The organism is Actinoplanes sp. NPDC049598 (assembly GCF_040675435.1).
Classification (GTDB): Bacteria; Actinomycetota; Actinomycetes; order Mycobacteriales; family Micromonosporaceae; genus Actinoplanes.
Genome location: NZ_JBFAOX010000024.1, coordinates 98,675 through 117,690, shown reverse-complemented (window position 1 = coordinate 117,690; position 19,016 = coordinate 98,675). Strand labels below are relative to the sequence as shown.

General features: G+C 67.9%; 16 protein-coding genes. 4 read left to right on the top strand and 12 right to left on the bottom strand.

The features are described from left to right. Nucleotides 1-140: 140 nt before the first annotated feature. Nucleotides 141-593 (bottom strand): MEKHLA domain-containing protein, encoded by a 453-nt coding sequence (locus AB0J66_RS38580; RefSeq protein WP_364671940.1) that lies wholly within the window; start codon nucleotides 591-593, stop codon nucleotides 141-143. Beyond that, nucleotides 590-2,071 (bottom strand): hypothetical protein, encoded by a 1,482-nt coding sequence (locus tag AB0J66_RS38575; RefSeq protein WP_364671938.1) that lies wholly within the window; start codon nucleotides 2,069-2,071, stop codon nucleotides 590-592. Before AB0J66_RS38575 ends, AB0J66_RS38580 begins: the two co-directional genes overlap by 4 nt. Nucleotides 2,072-2,315: 244 nt before the next feature. Here AB0J66_RS38575 and hemG point away from each other — a divergent pair, with 244 nt between their 5' ends. The 3 genes from hemG to hemE are packed head-to-tail and all read left to right on the top strand — an operon-like array spanning nucleotide 2,316 to nucleotide 6,197. After that, nucleotides 2,316-3,701 carry a protoporphyrinogen oxidase gene (hemG, locus tag AB0J66_RS38570; RefSeq protein WP_364671936.1) on the top strand — a complete coding sequence of 462 codons (1,386 nt, stop codon included), beginning with the start codon at nucleotides 2,316-2,318 and terminating at the stop codon, nucleotides 3,699-3,701. Between the two features lie 25 nt (nucleotides 3,702-3,726). Further along, a complete protein-coding gene (locus AB0J66_RS38565; RefSeq protein WP_364671934.1) occupies nucleotides 3,727-5,169 on the top strand; it encodes a M20/M25/M40 family metallo-hydrolase in 1,443 nt (480 codons plus the stop codon). Next, the gene (gene hemE / locus AB0J66_RS38560; RefSeq protein WP_364671933.1) at nucleotides 5,166-6,197 is read left to right on the top strand and encodes a uroporphyrinogen decarboxylase; all 1,032 of its coding nucleotides are present in this window, start codon (nucleotides 5,166-5,168) and stop codon (nucleotides 6,195-6,197) included. The genes AB0J66_RS38565 and hemE overlap by 4 nt, the downstream gene beginning before the upstream one ends. Nucleotides 6,198-6,310: 113 nt before the next feature. Here hemE and AB0J66_RS38555 read toward each other — a convergent pair whose 3' ends face one another. The 3 genes from AB0J66_RS38555 to AB0J66_RS38545 all read right to left on the bottom strand — a co-directional run bounded on the left by AB0J66_RS38555 (nucleotide 6,311) and on the right by AB0J66_RS38545 (nucleotide 8,795). Continuing rightward, entirely contained in the window at nucleotides 6,311-6,886 is a 576-nt protein-coding gene (locus AB0J66_RS38555; RefSeq protein WP_364671932.1) for an NAD(P)H-dependent oxidoreductase, read from the bottom strand. Nucleotides 6,887-6,939: 53 nt separating this feature from the next. Beyond that, nucleotides 6,940-7,791 carry a helix-turn-helix transcriptional regulator gene (locus tag AB0J66_RS38550; RefSeq protein WP_364671931.1) on the bottom strand — a complete coding sequence of 284 codons (852 nt, stop codon included), beginning with the start codon at nucleotides 7,789-7,791 and terminating at the stop codon, nucleotides 6,940-6,942. Nucleotides 7,792-8,009: 218 nt separating this feature from the next. Next, nucleotides 8,010-8,795, bottom strand: a complete 786-nt coding sequence (locus AB0J66_RS38545) for a DsbA family protein (protein ID WP_364671930.1) — start codon at nucleotides 8,793-8,795, stop codon at nucleotides 8,010-8,012. Between the two features lie 601 nt (nucleotides 8,796-9,396). On the opposite strand from AB0J66_RS38545, the gene AB0J66_RS38540 reads away from it, so the two are divergent. After that, nucleotides 9,397-9,879 (top strand): carbohydrate-binding protein, encoded by a 483-nt coding sequence (locus AB0J66_RS38540; RefSeq protein ID WP_364671983.1) that lies wholly within the window; start codon nucleotides 9,397-9,399, stop codon nucleotides 9,877-9,879. A gap of 128 nt (nucleotides 9,880-10,007) precedes the next feature. On the opposite strand, the gene AB0J66_RS38535 is transcribed toward AB0J66_RS38540, so the two are convergent. From AB0J66_RS38535 to AB0J66_RS38505, 7 genes are all read right to left on the bottom strand, one after another. After that, nucleotides 10,008-10,991: a zinc-binding dehydrogenase gene (locus AB0J66_RS38535; protein WP_364671928.1), complete on the bottom strand. Its 984-nt coding sequence runs from the start codon at nucleotides 10,989-10,991 to the stop codon at nucleotides 10,008-10,010. Nucleotides 10,992-11,272: 281 nt separating this feature from the next. Continuing rightward, nucleotides 11,273-11,980, bottom strand: a complete 708-nt coding sequence (locus AB0J66_RS38530; protein WP_364671926.1) for an alpha/beta hydrolase — start codon at nucleotides 11,978-11,980, stop codon at nucleotides 11,273-11,275. 144 nt (nucleotides 11,981-12,124) lie between these two features. Further along, nucleotides 12,125-13,507, bottom strand: coding sequence for an FAD-binding oxidoreductase (locus AB0J66_RS38525; protein WP_364671925.1), 1,383 nt, complete (start codon nucleotides 13,505-13,507; stop codon nucleotides 12,125-12,127). A gap of 87 nt (nucleotides 13,508-13,594) precedes the next feature. Next, nucleotides 13,595-14,413 carry a GNAT family N-acetyltransferase gene (locus AB0J66_RS38520; protein ID WP_364671924.1) on the bottom strand — a complete coding sequence of 273 codons (819 nt, stop codon included), beginning with the start codon at nucleotides 14,411-14,413 and terminating at the stop codon, nucleotides 13,595-13,597. A 21-nt stretch (nucleotides 14,414-14,434) separates the two neighbouring features. Beyond that, nucleotides 14,435-15,436: a hypothetical protein gene (locus tag AB0J66_RS38515; protein ID WP_364671923.1), complete on the bottom strand. Its 1,002-nt coding sequence runs from the start codon at nucleotides 15,434-15,436 to the stop codon at nucleotides 14,435-14,437. 351 nt (nucleotides 15,437-15,787) lie between these two features. Continuing rightward, nucleotides 15,788-17,212: a DHA2 family efflux MFS transporter permease subunit gene (locus tag AB0J66_RS38510; protein ID WP_364671921.1), complete on the bottom strand. Its 1,425-nt coding sequence runs from the start codon at nucleotides 17,210-17,212 to the stop codon at nucleotides 15,788-15,790. 7 nt (nucleotides 17,213-17,219) lie between these two features. Further along, entirely contained in the window at nucleotides 17,220-19,010 is a 1,791-nt protein-coding gene (locus AB0J66_RS38505; protein WP_364671920.1) for a glycoside hydrolase family 15 protein, read from the bottom strand. Nucleotides 19,011-19,016: the final 6 nt, after the last annotated feature.

The window sequence follows — 19,016 nt, the reverse complement described above, 5'->3', positions numbered from 1 at the left end:
GTACGGTCACCGCAAGGTGATTCCCCGTCGTACGCCGCTGCACACCTGACCGCCGGTGGAGGAAACGACGGTCGCGCGATTTCATTCGGTCCCTTGGGGGCGGCGGTCCGTGGTCGTCGCCGGCGGGCCGCCGCCGTGCCTCACTGGCTTCGCCAGCGTCTGATCATGGCTGCCTGACCGACGATGGCGGCGTCGGGGTCGAGGACATTCCAGATCGAGGACACCTCGATCTGGAATTGCGTGCCGTCCTTGCGGATCCGCGGTCCGCTGTAGCCGTCGGTGTATCCGTCCCGCAGCACGGAGGCCATCAGCCGGTCCCGTGTTTCGCGGTCCTGTTCTCCCGCGGACAGCCGTGACGGCAGTCCGATGAATTCGTCACGGCCGTAGCCGAAGAGGCGAAGGGCCGTGCGGTTGGCGTAGATGAACAGTGGGTCGGGCGATGTGTCGTGCATCAGCACCCCGAGCGGGGCCTCGTACAGCCACTTCGCCGCCGCCGGCCCGCGCCGGCCGGCGGGGACGAGTTCCTTGCCGGTCAGCTTCAGGTAGCTGTCGAGGAGCAGATTGAGCATCCTTACGTCGAAGGACACGGTCACTGGACGAAGATGTCGACCGACGGGCGCATCTGGGCGCACGTCTGCAGCACCGCGTGGATCGGGTGCTCGATGAACGCCTTGACCAGCGTGGTGTCGAGTTCACGGGTTCCGTGGTCGACTGCGGGGTAGGCCGTCTGGGTGAGCAGATAGTCGAAGCGCGGCGCCCATTTGCGCGAGCCGAGGCGGGCTGTCGTAGAGCAGTTGTCGACCATGTAGGCGACCCCACGGGCGTGCATGTACGGGTTGAGTGAGTCGGTCGCCTCGATGACCGACTCGTTGGCGATCTCCGAGTAGGGGTGGCCCTTCTCGATGAAGGTGTCGATCTGCGCCATCATCACGCCGCAGAAGGTGCCCGCCGTGAAGGCGTTCAGGGGCAGCGCGTCGTCGTCGCGGTCGCGGCGCGCGACCTCGCCCGCACGCCACATGTCGGCCTGGTCGATCTTTCCCATCGGGAAACGGCCGAGCCGATCCCCGGCGAGGATGACGCTGCGGATCTCATTACCGGACGCGACCTCGTCGTAGATCTCATGCGTGAGCTCCAGCCCGACCGGGTAGGCGGCCGCGTACGCCTGCCCGAAGATCTCCCGGTCCTGGGCGCTGAGCCGTTCGTAGAGCCCGATGAGGCCCTCCTTGGACACCGTCCGCGAGACCGGACCGGTCACGCAGTCGACTGAGTTGCGGTACGCGTCGGTCTCGCTCATGCCGCTTTCACGGAAACGTCGGTACAGGCTCTCGACGATGCCGTGCACGCCGCCGAGCAGGATCGCCCGTTCCCCGGTCAGGTCCGAGAGGTACTCCGAGCGCAGGGTGGTCTGGAAGGTGTACGGCGCGCCGAGCGCGACCGACCAGCCCAGCGCCCGGTCGACCGCCTGGCCGCTGCGGTCCTGTTCAACGGCGAAGCTGGCGTTGATGCCGGCGCCGTTGGTTTCCTGACCCTGCAGGTACAGGGCGCGCACCGAGGCCCCCATGCCCTTGGGGCACACCGCGATGACGTCGATGTTCTCGGGGAACCGGGCACCCTGATGCTGTAGGTGGGCGAGCAGGAACCCGTGCGACAGCCCAAGAGTCGCTCCTGGGCGCAGGGCGGCGAAGATCTGCTCGTACTGCTCGGCCATGGCGGCGTCCGAGATGAGCAGCAGCACCATGTCGGAGGCGGCGATGACCTCGTACATCTCGCCCAGCGTGCCCTCGGATTCGCTGAAGCCCGCGGCCCGGGCCGTGGCGAACGATGATGAGCCGTTCCGTAGTCCGACGACGACTTTGAGGTGTCCGGCGAGCGAGTCACGCAGGTTCTGGGCCTGCGCGGACCCTTGCGGGCCCCAGCCGATCACCGCGATCTGGTTGATGCCCTCGAACGCGCGGGGCAGGCGGCCGAACAGGTCCCGGCCGCCACGCACGATGCTTTCACGGGTGCCCGCGAGGGTGATGAATTCCTTGTCGAAGATACTGGTTTGGAAGTCCAGTTCGTCGATGGCCATGTCTGCTTCTCCTTTGCAGTGCGACGCGTCCGGCGCCGCACAAAGGGGGGTTACGCCAGCGATGCCTGGAATCTCACGGAGTGAGGCGAGAATCTCGCTCTTCGAACGCCGGCGGTAGTGGCACAGGGCCCCGGTATTTCGCGAAGTACGCCTAATACCATCGATAGTTCTTTGTCTTGAGGCGGCTCACACGCAGCCACCCCGCTGACCGCGGATGCGATACGCCTCTGCCACCGTCGATGACATGCATAAGCGGATCGCCGTCGTGGGCGGCGGCATTGCCGGTTTGGCCGCGGCGGTCAAACTTCGAGACACCACCCCCGACGGCACCGAGATCGTCGTGTACGAGCGGGGTGCCGTGCTGGGCGGCAAGCTGCAGACCGGCGCGCTGGACAGGACGGCGGTCGAATTCGGACCCGACGCGTTCCTGTACGGCGGTCCCGGAGGAGAGTCGTCCGCCGTCCGGCTGGTCCGGCGAGTCGGTCTGGGCGACGACGTGATGCATCCGGCCTCGGTGCCGTCTGCCCTGGCGCTCGGCGGGCAGCTTGTCTCCATTCCCGGCGGAACGCTGATGGGGATCCCGGCTGACCCGGCACAGGTCACGGCCGTGGCGGCGGTGGACACGTCGCTGGATCACGATGATGGCCACCCGTTGCTGTCGCCGGATCAGGACGTGTCAGTCGGCGCCCTGGTACGCGCGCGGTACGGCGACCAGGTTGTGGATCGCCTGGTCGATCCGCTGCTGGGCGGCGTCTACGCTGGCCGCGCCGACCAACTGTCGCTGGCCGTGACGATCCCGGCGCTGGCGAAAGCGGCGCGGGTCGAGCACACGCTCGCGGGTGCCGTGCGTGCCGTGCAGACCGCAGCTGTGCGAGCGCCGGGCAGGCCTGTCTTCGCTGCGGTCCGGGGCGGTATGCAACGGCTCGTAGCCGCCGCCCTGACCGCCTCGGGAGCCCGGCTGCACCTGGGCACGCCGGTGCAGTCCCTGCAGCCGACGGTACGAGGATGGCGTCTGCTGGTCGGGTCGTCGTCTGATCCGCGGGCCGACGAGGTGGACGCGGTGATCCTGTCCGTGCCGGCCGCTGAGGCTGCTCGGTTGTTGGCCGACGTCGACCGGGACGCATCGGAGGCGGTCGGTTCACTGCGCTATGCCGACGTGGCGTTGGTCGGCATAGCGCTTCCCGCCGGCACCGACCTGCCCGAGCGGTCGGGGTTCCTTGTGCCGGCCGAGGAGAAAACCTTGATCAAGGCGGCTACCTTCGTCAGCCGTAAATGGCCCGGAACCACCCGGCCTGACAGCCCCGCGCTCGTACGGATGTCGATCGGCCGAGCCGGTGACGAGGACAAACTTCGACTCGGCGACGGCTACTTGTCCGATCGTGCCCGCGCCGACTTGGGCGCGCTGATCGGGATACGGGTGCCGGCTCCGCAAGACTCGTGGGTCCATCGATGGTACGCAGGCCTACCGCAATACGAGCCGGGACATCTGGCAAGGATCGCCACGGCTCGGGCCGCGCTGGCCCCGCGGCCGGGGATCGCCTTGGCCGGCGCGGCATTCGACGGTGTCGGCATTCCTGCCTGTGTGACCAGCGGTGAGACCGCCGCGGACCTGATCCTCGAACACCTTTAGCGACCACAAGTGGAGGAGGTCCGCGATGGACACGGAATCACTACGCGCCGCTGTCACGCGCGAGTGGGACGAGCAGGCCGTACCGAACCTCGCCGAGCTCATCCGGATACCGGCCGTAACGACTGCGTACGACAGGTCTTGGGCCGACAACGGGCATCTGCGCGCGGCAGCTGAGCATGTCAAGCGGTGGGTGGAGGGCCGAGGACTGCCGAACGTACGGTGCGAGGTCCTCGAGCTCGACGGCCGCCCGCCGCTGCTGGTCGTCGAGGCACAGCCGACCGCCGAGGGAGTGGACCTCGGCACCGTTCTTCTCTACGGCCATCTGGACAGGCAACCGCCGACGGGCGAGTGGTCGCCGGGCCGTGACGCGTGGACCCCCGTGCTCGACGGGGACCGCCTGTACGGTCGCGGCTCGGTCGACGACAGCTACTCCGCGTACGTGGCGATCAGCGCAATCGTCGCGCTGGCCGCTGCGGGTGGTGTCCACGCTCGTTCGATCGTGCTGTTGGAGACCGAGGAAGAGTCGGCCAGCGGCAGCCTGCCCGCCTATCTTGACCTTTTGCAGAACCGCCTCAAGGACGTCTCCTTGGTGATCTGCCTCGATTCCGGCGGCGAGGACCACAAGCGCCTCTGGTTGACGAAGAGTTTGCGAGGGCTTGTTTCGGCCACCCTGACCGTTCAGGTGCTCGACACCCCGGTCCACTCCGGTCTGGCCGCCGGCATCGTGCCCGATTCCTTCCGGATCGTGCGTCAGCTCCTCGAGCGGCTGGAGGACGCGACGACCGGCGAGATTCGGCTGCCCGAGATGAACGCGCCGATTCCCGGCCACCGGCGGGCCGAGGTGGCCGCGCTGACCGGCCTTCCCGATCGGCAGCAGCCCCGATATCCGCTTACCGCCGGCACCCGGCAAATGTCCGACGAGGCGGTGGAACTGATTCTCAACAACACGTGGAGGCCCTCGCTCACCGTCACCGCCGCCGCCGGACTGCCCGAGCCGGCAGCGGCGGTCCCGGTGGTACGGCAAGCGACCTCGGTGCGGCTGAGTTTCCGTCTCCCGCCGACGGTGAAGGCGGACCACGCGGCCCGCGCGCTGATCGACGTGCTGACGACCGATGTGCCCTATAGCGCGAAGGTCGACGTCACCGACGTGATGCTGATCAACGGCTGGAACGCCCGGCCGACGGCGTCCTGGCTGACCGCCGCGCTCGAAACAGCTGAACAAGAGGTCTTCGACGGTCCCTCAGCCGCCATTGGTCTCGGTGGCGGCATCCCCTTCCTGGAGATGCTGGGAAACCGATACCCGGAAGCGCAGTTCGTCGTGACCGGCGCTGTCCGTTCCGATTCCAACGTCCACGCCCCGGACGAATGGTTGAGCCTCTCCTTCGCCCACAAGCTGACCGAGGCGATCGCGTTGCTCATGGACAGCCACGCGAGGCGCAACACCGAAACTTCGAGGAGGAGCGCATGACGCCCGCCGATTCCGTCTTCATCAAGGCGTGCCAAGGGCTTCCGGTGCCCTACACACCTATCTGGTTCATGCGCCAGGCCGGTCGGTCCCTGCCGGAGTACCACCAGGCCCGACGGGGCCTGAACATGCTGGAATCGTGCCGGCGGCCGGATGTGGTCACCGAAATAACCTTGCAGCCTGTACGCCGGCACGCGGTGGACGCGGCAATCCTCTTCAGCGACATCGTCGTACCGTTGATGCCGGCCGGTATCAACGTGGACCTTGTCCCTGACACCGGTCCGGTGGTGGCCGAGCCGATCCGCGAGGAATCCGACCTGCGACGGTTGCGACCCATCACAGCCGGCGACGTCAGCTTCGTCACCGACTCGGTGCGGATGCTCGTCGCCGAACTGGGCGCAACCCCGCTGATCGGCTTCGCCGGAGCGCCGTTCACGCTGGCCACCTACCTCATCGAGGGCGGGCCGTCACGGAACTTCGTGAAGACCAAGACGATGATGTACGGCAATCCCCAGTTGTGGCACGCCCTGATGGGCCGACTGGCCGACATCGCCCTGGAGTTCCTTCGCGCTCAGGTGGACGGCGGAGTCAGTGCCGTGCAGCTGTTCGACTCCTGGGCCGGCGCCCTGTCCGAGGCCGACTACCGGCGCTATGTGCTGCCGCACTCCTCGGCCGTGCTGGGCGGACTGGCCGCGTCCGGCGTGCCCCGCATCCACTACGGCGTTGGCGCCGGCGTGCTGATGACGGCGATGGGTGAGGCCGGTGCCGAGGTAGTCGGAGTCGACTGGCGCACCCCACTCGACGAGGCAGCCGAGCGAATCGGCCGCGGCCACTCCGTGCAGGGAAATCTCGATCCCGCCGTCATGTTCGCGCCCCCTGCGGTGATCGAGGGCGAGGCGACCCGGGTCCTCGCCGAGGGCCGCGCTGCCCGGGGCCATATCTTCAACCTGGGTCACGGCGTACTGCCCGGTACCGATCCCGACGCGCTAACTCGTCTGGTCGACTACGTGCACAAGACCAGCGTGGTCTGATCGCGCCCTTGACCGGAGTAGAGCGAGCCGCTCGATACCGGAATTCTGGTCGACCGGGGTCGGGCCTCCACCCGACCCCGGTCGACCGGTCAGAGGAAGAGACGCGTGGCTCGTCAGACGGAGAGGCGTACGGTCCGCAAGGCTCGGGACCACGCGACAACCTGGTCGAGCATCATGGTCAGGACGGGCTCGTGCTGCTCGCCCGGCTGGAAGGTCGTGTAGTCCACGAAGTCGGCGTAGAGGCCGAAGCTGACCTGGGTGCGCACGTCAGCGACCTGGAGTTCGCCCATCACCAGCCGCAGGTGCTCGACCGCACGTACACCGCCCTGGGCCCCGTAGCTGACGAAGCCGGCAGCTTTGTTGTTCCACTCGCTGTGAAGGAAGTCGATCGCGTTCTTGAGCACCCCCGAAGTGCTGTGGTTGTACTCCGGGGTGACGAAGACGAAGCCGTCGTAGCGGGCGATCCGCTCCGACCAGGCCTTGGTGTGGGCGTTGGCGTACTGCCCGGTGACCGGCGGCAGCGCCTCGTCGAGGTGGGGAAGCTGATAATCGAGCAGGTCGATCAGGTCGAACTCGGCGTCGTCGCGCTGGGCGGCCCGGTCGAGCACCCACCTGGCGACCGGCTCGCCGTTGCGGCCGGGCCGGGTGCTCCCGAGGATGATGCCGATTTTCGGAAGTGTCTGAGTCACGGCCCCAAAGCTACGAGCGGCTCGGAGCGGTAACCACGTACAAATGGTATGAGTCAGGCGGACCGCAGGTCGTGTAACCGGACCAGGCGTTCGTCGGTGCCGGTTTCGGGGACCGGTTGCAACAGGAGCAGCCGCTGGCTGGAGTACGGGCTGAGCATCACCGCGCAGTCGAGCTCGAGCCGGCCGACACGCTCGTAGTCGATCCTCTTGCGTGAGCAGTGCAGCGCGGACACCGCATGCTCGCGCCACATCCCGGTGAACTCCTCGCTGGCCGCGTGCAAGGCGGCCACGAAAGCGAGGGCGGCGGGATCCTCGGCGCGCCGGGCCAGCACCGCGCGCAGATCGGCGACGTAGGACCGGCTGGTCAGCTCGTGCTGGTCGGTTTCTTCCAGCCAGTGCCGCCACGGCAGGTCGGTGAACCAGCGCCACACGATGTTGGCAGTGTCGATGTCGCGACCGGCGATCGGGCCGAACAGGGCTGTGGTCATCGAGTTCTGCGCCACGACAGTGCCGAGCTCGTCAGTGATCATGGCTGGGATCGTGGGGGAGACGGCGGCCATCGCGGACTCCAGGCCCGCGTCGATGAACCCGGCCGGCTCGGGCAGGGCGGGTGCCACCTGACCGGCCAGCCGGTAAAGGTAGTCACACTCGTCGACGGTCAGGCACAGCGCGCGGGCGAGTCCGCCCAGGGCAGCAGCCGAGGGCACCGGGCCACGGCCGCGCTCAAGCCGCTCGTAGTAGATCGCCGACATGTGCGCCCGCGCGGCGACCTCGTCCCGGCGTAGCCCGGGGGTCCGCCGCCGGTCGCGGACGGCGATGCCGACGTCGCCGGGCGACAGGGCATCCCGGCGGCGGCGCAGGAAGTCGGCCATCTCGCCGCGGCGCGACTCGGTCGAAATCGTCAAGGGTGTCCTCCAAGACCTGGTGCCATGCCACGATCGTGCCAGGAAAGCAGCCGGGTTGACGGTGGCGCGGTGGGCGGCCCCGCAGAGCCGCGGACCACGGCGGTCACCTGATGGCTGCGGTCGATGGTTTCTGGACGATCCGCGAGCCGGTCGCTCCGGGGCGGCCCGGAACACGGCAGTGGAGTACCCGAGCCATCCTCCGATGGGGGTCGGCCACGTCAGGCGTCGACGGCGGCGAAGTGCTCGTCGAGGGCACGGGTGAGCGTGTCGGCGGTCGAGAGTGGACCACCCAGACGGTGGCTGCCGTTGCTGGTGTGCAGCAGCAATGTCGGATATTCCGGCACACCGAGCCGGCGCACCTGCTGAAAGTCGGCGCGGGCCTCGGTGAGGGTGCCGGGCTCAGCCAGGGCGGCGGTGACGGCGTCGGGGTCATATCCGAGGTCGCCGGCGAGGTCGCGGTAGACCCGGGCGTCGGACAGGCTGCGCCCGTCGAGGTACCACGCCCGCTGCATCGCCTCGGCGGCGTGCAATGTGCGGGCCGGGTCCTGACGGCGCAGCGCGACGAGTCCGACGGCGGCGTCGGTGGAGTCCATCACCGTGTGGCCTTCGTCGACCAAATGGTTGTAGGCGTCGCCGAAAGTGACCCCGGTCAACCGGGTGATACTGGCATTGGCGTCGGGAATGTGCGTGTAGGCGGCGATCGGCAGCGCGCGCGGGCCGGTGAACAAACCACCGGACCTGACTCGCAACTCGATGCGATCGGCGTTGGCGATCGCGAAGGTATGCAGGGCCGGCCCGAAGCCGTAACACCAGCCGCAGTAGGCATCGAAGGCGTAGGTCAGCAGAGCACGACGCGTCATTGCTGTCGCCCCTTTCCGTCGGTAGGCGTGGACATCATGTGGTGCCACCGCAAAGTTAGAAGCAGGACAGGGTGCTTCCCAGGTATGCGGATGACCGGCGATGGTGAAAAAGCGACACGCGATGACGGGTAGCTCGAGCCGCACGTGGTCTCTGTCACGTCGCGGAACGTGAGCTCACCGTGGGCGTAAACCCCCGATGACGCCCCGGCACCCGTCAGCAAAGGCAACTCGGCATGAGACTCGGCTCTGATACCCGCATGCGCGGTAGCCTCACGCCGTTCCCGTGTGGCACCCCGGTCTCGTGACCCGCTCGAGTAAACGCACCACGTGGTGGGTCCGGAAGAACGCACACCGCTGGACGGACGGGATCGACGCGGAGTCGTCGGCCGACCAGGTCGAGAAGTATTCGGTCTGGCTCGAACGATTGAAGGCGGTTCCCGCGGACGGCCTGGCGGGACCGCTCCCCGATGATCCTGGTGCCGGGCCGGCTTCGGACGCTGTCCGGGTTCCGGCTGGCGAAGACAACGTGCGTGCGAGTCCGGCGCCGGCGCCGGTTCCCCCCGCCGTGGTGGTTGCGAAAACCGCACCGCATCCGACGCCTCGGCTGACCGCGACGAAGATCTGTGCCGAGGAGCGTACCGAGAATCCCCGCCCGGTGACGGGAGTCCGGCCGCGTACGGAGCGCGCACCCGGCCGGGCAACGCCTACCGGCGGCGACTTCTTATTCGTTCTCTTCTTGGGGGCCATGGTGACCGGAATACTCGCCCTGTACGGCCTGGGACCATTTCACAAGACAACAACTCCGGTAACCCCCACCGCAAGACCCACTCCCAGTTCAGCGGCCAGGCCAGCCGACCTCACCTTCGAGGCGGAGTCTTACACGTCCCACCAGGGCACCCGGAACACGTCTCACACGAAGGCCCGAGGCGGAACGGCAGTCGGTCCCACCGAGGCGGTCGGCTGGGCCGGCTATCGTCATCACCCACTGGACGGAGTCCGGGCGATTCGCCTGCGCTACTCCGCGGGCGAAGGAGACGCAGGGGTGCAGGTCCGGGCCGGATCAGCGTCCGGGCGTCTCCTGGGAACCGTCAATCTCCCGCGAACCGCCAGTGCCAACACTTTTGGCCAAGTCACGGCGAAACTGGCAAGTTCCGGGTCCGGAGCTCTGTATATCGTCTTCACCGGCTCGCGCAGCATCGACATCGACACGGTCACTCTCATGTCGTGAGGCAGCCCATTGACGTGACTGCTCGCATATTACGGAGCGGCGCTCTCGCTTTGTCTGGTGAGGCGCCCTCCACCAAGGGCGCAACTGAATGGCCGGCGATACGGTTCTGGAACGACTCGCCTCGTCGATCAGGGTTGGATCGGGATGCTCGGGGCGGCGACCCTGACGACTGACTTTCCGGGGACCGGCGCGGTCTGCTGCGTGATCATCGCTGGTACGTCGTCGAGAGACCAGACGCGGCCGACCTGGGTGGACAGGTACCCAGCCTCTACCAGTTCCACCAGCCGGGCCCACGCGATCGCGTCCGCTTCCGGCGTCGCGACGGCGAGCACCCCGACGGCCGTGTAATTCCGCAAGATCATGTCTAGCGAATCGAGAACGACGGGGGCGCCGCTGGCCAGACCCACCATCGCGATCCGGCCGTCGCGGCCCAGCGCCTTGACGGCGGCGGCAGCAGTCGAACCGCCGACCACGTCGAAGATCAAGTCAACCCCACGACCGTCCGTACGGGCCAGCAGCTCCTCAGCAAGATCCACCGACCGGTAGTTGATGACGGCGTCGGCGCCGGCGGCCGATGCGAGGGACAGCTTCTCCGCACTGCCGGCCACGGCAATCACCCGAGCTCCGTACGCCTTGCCCATCTGGATGGCGGCCAGGCCGGAGCTGCCCCCGCCACCAAGGACCACCAGGGTCTCGCCGGCTTGCACGTTCGAACGCTCGACGAGTCCGGCGAACGCTGTCCGGTAGGCGATGGGGAAACCGCCGGCCTGCTCGTCGGACAGCGCCTCCGGGATCACCACGGCTGACTGCTCCACCACGTACGTGTAGTCGGCGTAGCCGCCCCACCCGGCCAGGAACGCCGTGATCCCCATGATGCGGTCTCCGACGGAGAACTTCGACCCGTCCGCGACCTCGACGACCTCACCCGCGACCTCCTCGCCGAGACCGAAGGGCGGATCGCCGACAAGCGGGTACGCTCCAGCCGCCATCATGGCGTCCGGCAGGCCCGCGCCGGCCGTCAGCACGCGTACCAGAACCTGGCCGGCTTGCGGCGCGTCGTAGGTCAGCCGCTCTCGCCGCACTCCGATCTTCGGATCCCCGAATGCGGTCACCCGCCATGCGTTGCCGTTAACAAGCCCCATGTGGTGGTTCACGCCGTGGGAGAGGCCGAGTTCGCAGCCGACGGCAGTTGTGTCTGGTCGCACAGCGTGCGCCATCGGTGGCCGCGGCGAGACCGAGCTTCTCCTCGACTGAGTAGGGCGGTCAGACGTTGGCGAGTTTCTGCACGAGCCCTCGACGATCTTGCGCCGGTCACCGACCAGAGCGGCGTTCTGCACGCTGCCGGTGACCCCGGCCAATGTTCTGGCCGGGGAAGCCGAATCCTGCTGCGGCCTCAGGCCACAGCGTCGACGGCGTCGAGGATGAGCTCGGTGATCTCGGCCGGATGCGACAGCGTGACCGCGTGCGAAGCGTGCTCGATCTCCACCACCTTCTTGGCGCCGGCCCGCTCGGCCATGGACCGCTGAGCCGCGATCGGGATGTTCCGGTCCTTGCCGGCGAGCAGGAACCACGTCGGCAGCGACTCCCAGGCGGGGGTGCCGGAGCCCTCGGTGAGCAGGACGTCGCGGGCCGGGCGCTGGGTGGCCGCCAGCAGATCGGCTTCGTCTGCCGGCAGATCGGCGGCGAACTGCTGATGGAACAGCTCGGGGCGGATGTAGAGGTCGCTGGTGCCATCGCTCAGGGGCACCGCGATCAGGGTCTCGGCCAGGGTGCTGCCCGACCCGGGGCCCTGGACGTCGCCGACGCTCTCTCCCTCGACGGGCGCGAAAGCGGCGATGTAGACCAACGCGCGCACGTTGTCGTGGCCTCGCGCCGCGTTCGTGATGACCGAGCCGCCGTACGAGTGACCGACGAGCACGACCGGGCCGGTGATGGTCCCGATCAGGCTGGACACCGAGGCGGCGTCTCCGGACAGGCTGCGCAGATGATTCGGCGCGGCGATCACCCGGTGGCCGGCGGCCCGCAACGGCGGGATGACGCCGGCCCAATTGGTTGATTCGGAGAAGGCACCGTGTACGAGAATGATAGTGATATCGGACATGGCAAATAACTTAACCGTTCGGCAGCTCGTATTTATCTATCCGGTGAGGAAACGCGGGTGTGGTTATGCTCACCGAAAAAGCTTTATTTATGGCGGCGATAGAAAATGCGAATGTATGAGCTATGTGGGGCCTGGGCTCGGCCTTCAGGGCCGCACGGTGTGGTTCATGCGGAACATCGTGTCGGGGTCGTATCTCTGTTTGACCGCCAGAAGGCGGTCGTAGATCGCCTTGCCGTACACCTGGCGCAGCGAGTGCGGTTCCAAAGCCTCCTCGGGCGACAAGAAGTTGAGCATGCGCCGGTGCCTCGGATCGGCCCACGGCCGCATGCCGTCGATCAGCCGTTCCAGCTCCACACGGAGCGCGGGGATCTGGTCGCCGTCGCCGACACCGAACGCGAAGAGCTGGAACGCTAGACCGCGACTGGGCACCGAGTCGGGGCCGGCCGGAGGGCGGTCCAGGGCTCCGCCCAGCGCGCGCACCTCCACGCTGGCCAACCGAGCCCTACCCGTCGCCGGGTTGGTCAGCTCGGCCAACCGAGCCAGTGCCTCGTCCGGCAGCGTGGCCAGGCCGAGGCTGCGGTCCTGGTAGGGAATGACGTCGATCGGGTCGTTGTGCAGCATGGCGGCCTCGCGGTAAGGCTTTTCGTTCACCGTGTCCAGCAACACCGGGCCGAGCTGGCGCATCGGCTCGAACAGCGCCTGGCCGGTCTCGAACGGCCCGAGGCACGCGAACCGCAGATGGACCACGTGCGCGCCTCGCAGCACCTCAGGCAGCGAGTCGATCGGCGGAAGATTCTGGATGGCGACCGATGTGGTGGCGCGGGCCGGCAGCAGCGCGGCCCAGGGGCGCCACTTTTTCAGCACCTCGGCAGCCCGACTGCCTGGAAAGTACAGGCCTCCGGCGAGGACGGACCGAACCGGAAACAGGTCGATCTCCATCGCGGTGACGACACCAAGATTTCCCCTTCCTCCGCGCAGCGCGGCGAACAGCTCGGGCTCGGCGTCGGTGCTGACCGTCCGGACCACGCCGTCGGCGGTGACGACGTCGAACGACCGCACGCGATCCGAGGCGTAGCCATAGAGCCGGCTGAGGATGGGGCCCTGGCCTCCGCCAAGGACGTACCCGATGGCACCGACGGTCCCCGACGATCCGCTCATCGGCGCCAGCCCGTGAACGGCCGCAGCGTCGATCACCTCGGCCCAGCGGGCTGACCCGAGGACCTTGGCCGTTGCTCGTTTGACGTCGATCGTCACCGCGCTGAAGCGATCGAGCGTGACGAGCAGCGCGTCCTCGGCGGCATATGGTTGCATGTGCCCGCCGCCACGGACGGCGACAGCCATTCTGCGGGCCCCGGCGAAGCGAACCGCCGCCTGGACATCGGCGGGGCTCGCCGCACCGACCACCACCGCGGGACGCAGCGGCGTCAGCAGGTTGTAGGTGTAACACTCGGCCTCGTATCCGGGGTCACCCGGCTCCAGGACCAAGCCGTCTACCTCGGTGCGCAGCTTCACAATCTCGTCGGTCACGTAAAGGGGTACGACGGCACGAAGGCGGAGTTCGTGGTCGTGATCCGCGCCATCCGTCCGGTTGGCGCGGAACCTTTCCTGTGAGGATCAGGCCGGGCGCCAGGTGTGGTTCTGACGGACATAGAGCGGCTTCAGGCCGGCCCGGATCATGTTGTTCATCGAAGAATTTGATCGGCCCTCGGCGGGCTGGCCGGTCTCCCCGATCAGCCAGCGGCAGCCGAGAGCGCGGGCCTTGGCCGCCCGTGCGCCGATCAGGGCCGTCTGCGCGCCGCGGTTGCGGTAGGGCTCGAGCACCGCTCCGGCCACGATCTCCCCGATGTCGTCGTGGACGAACAGCGTCCCGCCGCCCGCGATGGTATCGCCGTCCCAGGCCGCATACGGATAGAACCGGGGGTGTGACACCATCGCCGCGAACATGCCGCCGAGGCCGTCGTGCGGCATGCCCAGGCCATCGAGCACTACGCGGGCCCACCGCTCGGCGTCCTGCCGTTCGACGGGAGCGATTCTGAGGTCGGAGACGCCGGTGGTGACGACGTCGCCGATCGGCGCGGCCATCTTCGCGATCCGCCCGGCGGGCTGGAGCCCGCGCGACTCGCGAATCTGATTCCAGTTGTGGGGCGTCACCTCGGGTGCGATCTGCAACACCCCGATGGGGTTCTGCTGATCGCGCCAGACGTCCAGGACCCGGTCGATCAGGCCCTCGGTGACGGGTTCGCCGAACCCGAATCCCAAAGCCTTGCTCCAGTACGAGGTCGGGTCGTTATGCGCGGAGAGCACGACGCCCCCGGCGAGCCGTTCGACGGCTATGCCGAGTAGCTCCTGATCCGGGTCGGGTGCTCCGGCCTCGAGCTGATACATGAATTCGGCCTCGGTCGTTTCGACCTGTGCGGCGGAAGGGCTGTGCATGTGTAGATCGGATCCTTGCGCTCAAGAGTTGGTCTGGTTGTGCCACAGCTCGTCGACGGCCGCGTCCTGAAGGCGGATGAACTTCCTGGTCTCGGCGGCGGGATTCCTGCTGCTGGAGAGAAAGTCGGCCAGGACGGAGGCCTGCTTCGCCGCTGACAGCATTCCCTGGCCGAGCACTGGGTTGAAGCTCGCAACTGCGTCTCCGAGGCTCAGGAGGCCGGTCGGATACGATTCGGGAGACGGCACCGAATGGCGCACGCTCTCCCGGTAGTAGTACGTGACCGGCTTGCCGACAGGGTTGCCACGTGTGGCTTCCTGGAAGACCGCGGGGCGCTGGGCCGCGATGTCTCGCAGATCCTGCACCGTCGCCGCGAGCTGGTCTCGCCCGTAGGTCATCGTCACTACTTGCCAAAGGTTTCCCTCGATCGCGTAGACGGCCATACCGCCGGGTGCTTCATCGCTCGTCGAGGGCTGGTGGTCGGAGGCGGCGAACTGATCGAGCGCGCAGGCGATCTCAGGTTTCCCGGGCCGGTCGAACAGCGCCGTGACATAGCTGACGCCGACCGGCACGCGCTCGACGAGGGGAACCTCGAAGCCCCCGGGGCGAAGCCATCGGGCGATCTTGGTGCTTCGACCCGTCGCGTCGACCGCGATATCGACGTCGAGCGAGCGTTCCGTAGAGGTTTCGGCGGCATCGGCCGGACGATAGGCCACTCCACCGACCGCGTCCCCGCGGAACCGAAGGCCGGTCACTCGCGCCTGACGGATCTCGACATGCGGCATCGTTGTGATACGGCGTCTGATCTGGTCCTCCAGAAAAGGCCGCCCGGCCATCAGCATGGTCACGTCCGGAAAATCGGCGGGAACGCCGTCGGTGAACAGGCGATGGTGCCCCGGTGGAGCCAGCACCGCTCCCTGCGACAGGGCGTCGCTCGTGAAGCCGGGGAACCAGCCTTCGAGCAAGGCCAGTCCCTCGGGCTGGAGAAAATGTCCGTGTTCGCTCTGCGGGACCGAGGGGCGCACCTGCCCACCCTCGGCGAGTGGGTCTCGCTCGAGCACTATGACTCGCTCCGCGTGAACAGCGAGAACCCGGGCTGCCAGCAGACCCGCGAAGCTCCCGCCGATGACGCAAGCGGTGCCGATGGAGGCTTGACCGGCGCCTTCGGGAGCTGACACGGACGGTGGCGAGCCAATCGGCTCCGACTGTGAAGGATTGCCTGGCATGCGTTCTCCGATGGGTGAGTCTTGTGCGGCGAGTTCGGCGCTGGATGCCCGGCAGTGCGCCACGGTGACGACGTCCTTCCGCTGTCGGTGGAGGTCTGTGACCGACCGGCGATCTTCGACGCGGTGGTCAAGACGGTGGAGGCTTTCGGGTCAGCGCGATTCTTCCGGTGCTGAGGGTGGAGGGGCCGGCCGGGACGGATCGGCCCGTAGAGCGGCTGAGAAGGCAAACAGAGCCCCGGCGGCGACGATCAGCCCGCCGGAGGTGTCTGCCGGGCGCAGGCCGTCGACGAAGGACTGTGGAGAGGCATACGAACCGAAGCTGCTGAAGACGGCGACGGCGACGGCGATACCGACGGTGACCGACGTCTGCCGGACCGCGTTGTTGACGCCGGAAGCGACAGCAAGGCCGTTCGCCGGGGCCGTGGAAACCGCCCAGCCGGTGATCGGAGCTACGGTCAACGCCATGCCGAGCCCACCGAGAACGAACGGGCCGATGAACTGCGTGTACGGAGTGTGCAGCCCGGCAATCAACCCGGTCCAGATCAGCGCCGCGGCCAGAAGGACCTGACCGGTTGCGATGATCCGTTGCGAGCCGAGCCGCTCACCGAATCGGGTGGCCAGGGGGAGCGCCAGGGTAGACAGCAGGGTCCAGGGCAGCAGCCGCGTACCTGCCGTCAGAGGGCTGACGTCCCGGACGGCCTGGAAGTACTGGCCGGTGAGGAAGATCGGACCGTACACACCGGCGCTGAAGGTGAAAGTGACCGCGTTGGTCAACGCGAAGCCCCGGGACCGGAACAGGGAGAGTGGCACCGCCGGAGCGCCGCCGCGGGCTTGCCTCCATACAAAGCCGGCCAGCGCGACCCCACCGCCGATCAGCGCGTTTCGGACCGGGCCCGAGACCCAGCCCTCCTCGGGCCCGCGGACGACGCCCCACACCACCAGAAACAGGCCGACGGCGAAGAGAACGACGCCGAGCGGATCGAACCGGCGAGCATCGCCATAAGATTCAGGCAACAAAGCCCGGCCCAGCAACACGGCGAGGACGCCTACAGGCACGTTGAACCAGAAGATGAACTGCCAGTGCAGCGCCTCGACAACGGCGCCCCCGACGACGGGACCGGCCGCCAGGCCGAGGGCGTGGACGACTCCCCAGACGCCGGCGAGGACGCTCCGCGTCCTGTCCGGCGCCGCATGGGTAAGCAATGTGAGCGACAGCGGAAGCACGGCTGCACCGCCGACGCCCTGCACGGCTCGGGCGACGTCGAGTTGCCAGATCCGACAGGACAGGGCGCACCCGACTGATGCCAGTGTGAAGACCACGATGCCGGCCAAGAAGACCCGCCGACGGCCAAGGCGTTCGCCGAGTGTGCAGGCGGTGAGCAGAATAGCCGCGAACGGCAAGGCGTACGCGATGACCACCCACTGCCCGCCGGACGATGAGGCGTGCAAGTCAGCGCGAATACGCGACAACGCCACGCCGACCACCATGTTGTCCAGGGCGACGATGAAAAGCGGGATGCTGACGGCGATGAGCACCGGCGCCAAAGAGCGCGATGTGGCGGTCGTGGCGGGCATGACCGACTCAGAACACTGGACGGTCGCTGCGCGCCCTGCTACCGCCGTCGAGTTGGGTGGCGCTGACGACGAGACCGAAGTGGCTGAACGCCTGGGGCGTGTTACCCAGTTGCCGGCGATTGACCGGGTCCCATTCCTCGCTGAGCAGGCCGACGTCGTTGCGCAGGGTCAGTAAGCGTTCGAACAGCGCCACCGCCTCATCCCTCCGGCCAGCCCCGTGCAGGGCATCGACCAGCCAGAACGAGCAGGCGACGAAAAGGCCCTCGCCACCCGGCAGACCGTCGGCGACGGCGCCCGTCTGGTAGCGCTTCACGAGCCCGTCCTCGGTGAGCTCCCGCTGAATCGCCTCGATCGTCCCCATCACCCGTGGATCGTCGGGGGCCAGGAAGCCGACCCGGGGGATCAGCAAGGTGCTGGCGTCGAGCAATCCGGACCCGTACGCCTGGGTAAAGGTGTTGCGTTCCGGGTCGTAGGCCCGTTCCAGGACCTCCCGATGGATCTCGTCACGCACCTGTTCCCAGTGCTCGGCCGGACCGGGCAGGCCGTGCCGGCGCACGGAGCGCGCCATCCGGTCGGCGGCGACCCAGGCCATCACCTTCGAATGCGTGAAATGCTGCCGGTCCCCGCGTACCTCCCACAGCCCGTTGTCCGGTTCCCGCCAGGCCGACTCGAGGTGATTCATCAGCTGCACCTGCAGCGCCCAGGCGTCGTCGCTTCTCGGCAGCCCGGCCTCGCGGGCCAGGAAGAGCGCGTCGAGCGTCTCTCCCCATACGTCGAGCTGCAGCTGGTCCGAGGCGGCGTTGCCCGCCCGTACCGGCCTGCTCGACTCGTATCCGCGCAGCCAGGGCAGTTCCGTCTCGGGTAGCCGCCGGCCTCCGTCGAGGCTGTAGACGATCTGCAGCTCCTCCGGCTTGCCGGCGATCGCGCGCAGCAGCCACTCGCGCCAGGTCGCCGCCTCGGCCGTGCAGCCTCCGGCGAGCAACGCCTGCAAGGTGTAGGTGGCATCCCTCAGCCAGCAATAGCGATAGTCCCAGTTCCGTACGCCGCCGATCTCCTCCGGCAGCGAGGTGGTCGGCGCGGCGATGATGCCTCCGGTCGGCTCGTAGGTCAGAGCCTTGAGAGTGATCACCGACCGGATCACCGCTTCCCGGTACGGGCCGGCCGGATATCTTGACCGTCCGGTCCAGTCCAGCCAGTAGTCGATGGTCTCCGTCAGCGCGCGTTCGGCGTCCAGTTCAGCGGCGCCGTCCTCATGGCTGGGCCGCCAGGAGAACACGAACGGCACGCGGTCGCCCGCCGTCACAGTGAGGTCGGAGACGATGTCCCAGTCCTCGCAGCGGGAGGCGACGTCGGCGGTCAGCCGGACGCAGTCGGGACCGGCCACCGCTTCGATCCGGCCTCCGCGGTGCCGCAGCCACGGAGCTACCTGTCCGTAGTCGAAACGCGGCCGCAGGACAGAACGTATCGGCACCGAGCCCCGCACACCGATGACCATGCGGACGAGATAGGGATGGCCCTCGCGGCGGGGCATGAAGTCCACCACCCGCACCTGGCCGTCCGGGCTGTCCCAGGTCGTCTCGAGGACCAGAGTGTCGTCCAGGTATCGGCGGCTGCTGCAGCGTCCACCCGATCGCGGTGCGATTGTCCAGTGCCCCGAGCGTTCGTCGTCCAGCAGCGCGGCGAACGCCGCCGGGGAGTCGAACCGCGGAAGGCAGAGCCAGTCGATCGCACCGGTGTCACTGACCAGAGCCGCCGTTCGCAAATCGCCGATGATCGCGTAGTCCTCGATGCGTCTCATGCGAGT

Coding starts and splice junctions, on each gene's coding strand:
- hemG (WP_364671936.1), top strand. CDS start 2,316: ATGCATAAGCGGATCGCCGTCGTGGGCGGCGGCATTGCCGGTTTGGCC.
- AB0J66_RS38510 (WP_364671921.1), bottom strand. CDS start 17,212: ATGCCCGCCACGACCGCCACATCGCGCTCTTTGGCGCCGGTGCTCATC.
- hemE (WP_364671933.1), top strand. CDS start 5,166: ATGACGCCCGCCGATTCCGTCTTCATCAAGGCGTGCCAAGGGCTTCCG.
- AB0J66_RS38565 (WP_364671934.1), top strand. CDS start 3,727: ATGGACACGGAATCACTACGCGCCGCTGTCACGCGCGAGTGGGACGAG.
- AB0J66_RS38575 (WP_364671938.1), bottom strand. CDS start 2,071: ATGGCCATCGACGAACTGGACTTCCAAACCAGTATCTTCGACAAGGAA.
- AB0J66_RS38520 (WP_364671924.1), bottom strand. CDS start 14,413: ATGCACAGCCCTTCCGCCGCACAGGTCGAAACGACCGAGGCCGAATTC.
- AB0J66_RS38530 (WP_364671926.1), bottom strand. CDS start 11,980: ATGTCCGATATCACTATCATTCTCGTACACGGTGCCTTCTCCGAATCA.
- AB0J66_RS38505 (WP_364671920.1), bottom strand. CDS start 19,010: ATGAGACGCATCGAGGACTACGCGATCATCGGCGATTTGCGAACGGCG.
- AB0J66_RS38540 (WP_364671983.1), top strand. CDS start 9,397: ATGGTGACCGGAATACTCGCCCTGTACGGCCTGGGACCATTTCACAAG.